Raw genomic sequence first — 2,287 nt, 5'->3', positions numbered from 1 at the left:
TTAGTGCTAAATTAACATCAATAGCTTCTTAAGCTTATTATAGCGTTAATTCAACGTAAAATTGACTTGGTCAATTTGATCGCTGAAAAGCAGTGCCTGAGAAAGTTTCAAGTTTTTGGAGAGGTCTTTTTCCTTTAATAATCTCATTCCAATCTGGTTTTTTTTGTAAGTAATAGTATAGGTAAGGATTAAATCCATAGGCAAAGAAAGACATATCTGGGGTAGTACACCAACCCCCAAACCGCATCGGATTGACTTCGATCGGTAATAAATTACCTTGATTGTCTCGTCTAAGCTCAATATGTACTGGAAAATTTTTTACTCCAGCAAATTTACCAATTTTATCTAAAAAATCGGTAAATTCTTCAAGATTACTTTCGATGATTGCTTTTGAAGAAATATAAAGCCGATCACTAACATCAGCATCTGAGGAAAATATGTGTTTAAGGATATTTAGAATAACCGGCTCACCAGTTGAATTATAATAGGCATCAACAGCGAATTCTTCACCAGTAATATATTGTTCAATTATAAATGAACTAGTGTCCAATACCTCCTTAGGGTATAAATCTTTCATTGGAGCAGTGTCTGCAATTATTGAATCAATGGTTTTAAACCACTGCTCCTGACTTGAAATCTGATAAACTCCCATGCTAAAAAAACCAACCTTTGGCTTGATGATACATGGGAGTGGAATTTCCTTAACCTGAATCTTTTTTAAATCGTCGGTGCGAACCTCTTTGAAGTAGAAGTTTGGATCTATTGTTTGGATTAGTTCTCGAAATTTAACCTTATTTTTAAATAACTGTATTTTTCGAGGAAGATTGCTAAAAGCTAAATATTTCGATATCCAACCAATCGCATTTTCAGATGTGGTATATATGATCGGATTATCTAACTCTCGAACCATTTCAATGGCTCGCTCTTCACTAATTAGGTTTGTCCCACTATAAAGCCCTAACTTCTTGGCTATATCTGTACCTACTACAGGGATACCATTGTCTTTGACAGTTCTTTTTAAAAATTCAGAGACATATGGCTTGTCTACAAAAAACATTTTATTCTCTCCGTAGTTAAATCTCAAGTGCATAACTGGAGGTTTCACCGGCACGCCCTTGCCCAAAATTTGAGGATGGCGAGAGGTTTCTCGGACCGTCTGCTCCAAACAGCTGTTAGACAACTGGCTAACATCGGAAGGATATCACGACTTTGCTAATTTCTTGCTCAACTTGATTACTGGACTTCAGGGTAATGGCATTTTCCAGCAACGCTCCAGAATTATACTATAAGTCAAGACAAGTATCAGATCGAGTTGCTGACTAACTTGAATCAGGTGCCGGAGTATGGTGCGATCGCAATAGTAACCTTTCCTAAGCCCCTTAAAGGTTCTGGTTTTCCAGCAAGGGTGTTCGCAATTATTCCCTAGTGCTGGAATTTACTGCTGGAATTTTAGTTAGCGAACGGCTATGGCGCGGCTATGCCGAACCCCTTTGGCTGCGCATACGCATCGCATTTATCGATTCATGATTATCTCTAGCAGCAATAAATCACAAATCAATCGAATTGCTATATAGGGCTTAGTGCTATATATATTTAGGAACCTTGGGCAGATTAACTGTCTTGATCGAGCACAGTCAAATAATTCTAATGGAAGAGGTTATCTACCGAGAGGCAGATCTAATCTAAGAACAGTAGCTCAATTTCTCAATTTAGAGGACACAAAGATGAAAGGGATTTTCGGTGCTCTACTGCCAGGACTGATCACAACCGGTTTTGTAGGCGCAACACTACTACCCGCTGCACCGGCAGCTGCTGGTGATTTATTAAGAGATATCGGTATTGGTGCCGCTGCTGGTGCGGTAGTTGGAGAATTAACTGACAACGGCTCATTGATTGGTAATAGTGCCAATGGCGCTGCCGCTGGCGCTGCTGTCAATACTACTAAGCGCAATAGAACTAGAGCTCGGCTTGACTACTCCCCCGCATAAATGACGGGGGATTCTAATAAGGATGTTTCGCCTCGGGGATGAATCCGCATCACGAAACACTGTTTTCTTATTAACTGACCACAGGAATACCCTGTGGGGACGAGTCAAAACGCCCCTACCCAGTTCGTCTAGGTTAATACCTAGCGTTCTGCTTACTTTGCGTATTATATTGGATTAAACTAAGCCGGTGAGTCGCCTCACCGACTCGTCTTCAAAACCGGACGTGAAAGTTTCCCTTCATCCGGCTCCTCATCATAGGAACCATTGTCATTGGTACCTCATTAAATCGGATTGTTATC

2 protein-coding genes and 1 pseudogene are annotated in these 2,287 nt (G+C 40.3%); 2 read left to right on the top strand and 1 reads right to left on the bottom strand.

What is annotated here, in order from left to right:
* Positions 1–70 precede the first annotated feature (70 nt).
* Positions 71–1,057: an ATP-grasp domain-containing protein gene (locus F6K63_RS36590; RefSeq protein ID WP_287266307.1), complete on the bottom strand. Its 987-nt coding sequence runs from the start codon at positions 1,055–1,057 to the stop codon at positions 71–73.
* A gap of 234 nt (positions 1,058–1,291) precedes the next feature.
* On the opposite strand from F6K63_RS36590, the pseudogene F6K63_RS38195 reads away from it, so the two are divergent.
* Both F6K63_RS38195 and F6K63_RS36585 read left to right on the top strand, forming a co-directional pair.
* Positions 1,292–1,426, top strand: a pseudogene (locus tag F6K63_RS38195) (cyclase family protein); the annotation flags it as partial.
* Between the two features lie 298 nt (positions 1,427–1,724).
* Entirely contained in the window at positions 1,725–1,988 is a 264-nt protein-coding gene (locus F6K63_RS36585; RefSeq protein WP_287257277.1) for a hypothetical protein, read from the top strand.
* The last annotated feature ends 299 nt before the right edge of the window (positions 1,989–2,287 follow it).

The sequence above is a fragment of the Moorena sp. SIO1G6 genome, assembly GCF_010672795.1.
GTDB lineage: Bacteria > Cyanobacteriota > Cyanobacteriia > Cyanobacteriales > Coleofasciculaceae > Moorena > Moorena producens.
The sequence above is the reverse complement of the archived record's forward strand: the minus strand, read 5'-3'. Positions and strand labels throughout refer to the sequence as shown.

What these genes read in the sequence shown, in the direction of transcription:
- F6K63_RS36585 (WP_287257277.1), top strand. Translation starts at nt 1,725, where the DNA reads ATGAAAGGGATTTTCGGTGCTCTACTGCCAGGACTGATCACAACCGGT.
- F6K63_RS36590 (WP_287266307.1), bottom strand. Translation starts at nt 1,057, where the DNA reads ATGTTTTTTGTAGACAAGCCATATGTCTCTGAATTTTTAAAAAGAACT.